The sequence below is a fragment of the Gammaproteobacteria bacterium genome, from assembly GCA_003696665.1.
GTDB lineage: Bacteria > Pseudomonadota > Gammaproteobacteria > Enterobacterales.
This window is the reverse complement of record RFGJ01000472.1, coordinates 1-1,232: the sequence shown is the minus strand read 5'-3', so window position 1 is coordinate 1,232 and position 1,232 is coordinate 1. Positions and strand designations below refer to the sequence as shown.

Here is a 1,232-nt window from a genome sequence, read left to right as displayed (position 1 = left end):
GCCGTCGGCTTGGTCGATCCCTTCGCGCGGGTGACGCTTTCCCATGCATACGCGTGGGCTGCGCTGGCACTCCACCTTAAGGCATAAGCGAGCTCGAAGACAGCTTCGAGAACAACAATTGGCGCGGCTGATGCCAAGTGTCGCTCTCCCCGCATCTCGGGCCAGCCGGCGCATTGTTTCAGCGGCGATGCAACGAGAAGGAACGCGAGTGCGCCTTCTGATCGTCGGAGCGCCTCGGGCGCGGCGGAGGCAGTCGCTTCGGGCCCTAGATGATCTGGTATTCGAAAGGCGAATGCAGATTGCAATTGGCAGACAATGATTGGTCTAATTTATTATTTAAGTTTCTTATGTATATAAACAGAGTGGTGCAGAAATGCTGCTGCCTAATTAGATAATAAAGCTTTTCTTATTTACCACAAACGAATGCTATCTTATCTACCATTTTTACATCTCCATGATACCATCTCCAGTCCATCTTCCTAATAATTCTAATGTTATGGCAAAAAGGACAATCATGATCTTTTCCGTTGATTATGTCTTTTACGATTACCAAAATTTTTTGATAGTCATTGGGATTCACATGTTTTCTCCCTATGAAAAAATTTTTTACCCTCTCGTCACACGGAATAAAGATATCTGGCCTTATAAAGTGCAATAATTTTGTGCATAGAGTGATATAATTCTTCTTTTTGCTTCCGGAGGTGTGCACATTTGTAAAAATCGTCCAAATTTTATCGATAACAATTCTGCTAGGTGTCCGCTCAGATAGTGGTCTCAGACGATTCAGCATATGAAAAGTATGCATATTATTAATTATTCTGCCAGCTATCTCCTCAATAAATTTTCCCTCTGGATACGCGATACCTTTATATATTACTGATAGCCAATGTAGCTGTCTAATTAAATGATGTTTGCTCCCGCTAATCCCATGTTTAAACATATCGTATCCCCACTGATCTACAATGTAGTTAGGAGTTCCCATGTTATGGCCGGAATTGTATTCTTTGACTGCTCTGACGGCATCTACAAGTCTTGCTTGGTTGTAAGGAATTGGCATTGCTTCTCCAAATAGCGAAGACCCCTCTGTTTTCCGCACTACAGTATAACATCCTTCTGTTTAGCGTGCAAATCGGTTGCTGGCTGCAACGGGGGTTGTGGAGCTCGATGTCGGGAGCGGTGGGGGGTAAGGGTGATCACGCATAAGTTGGCAAGCGGCTGGTGACGAATCGCCG

2 protein-coding genes are annotated in these 1,232 nt (G+C 44.7%); one reads left to right on the top strand and one right to left on the bottom strand.

Features of this window, described 5'->3' with window-relative positions; translation table 11 throughout:
* Window positions 1-43 precede the first annotated feature (43 nt).
* Window positions 44-319 (top strand): hypothetical protein, encoded by a 276-nt coding sequence (locus D6694_11535; GenBank protein RMH39055.1) that lies wholly within the window; start codon window positions 44-46, stop codon window positions 317-319.
* 87 nt (window positions 320-406) lie between these two features.
* Here the strand turns inward: D6694_11535 and D6694_11530 are convergent, their stop codons facing one another.
* On the bottom strand, window positions 407-1,057 hold the full coding sequence (locus D6694_11530) for a hypothetical protein (protein ID RMH39054.1): 651 nt from the start codon (window positions 1,055-1,057) through the stop codon (window positions 407-409).
* Window positions 1,058-1,232: the final 175 nt, after the last annotated feature.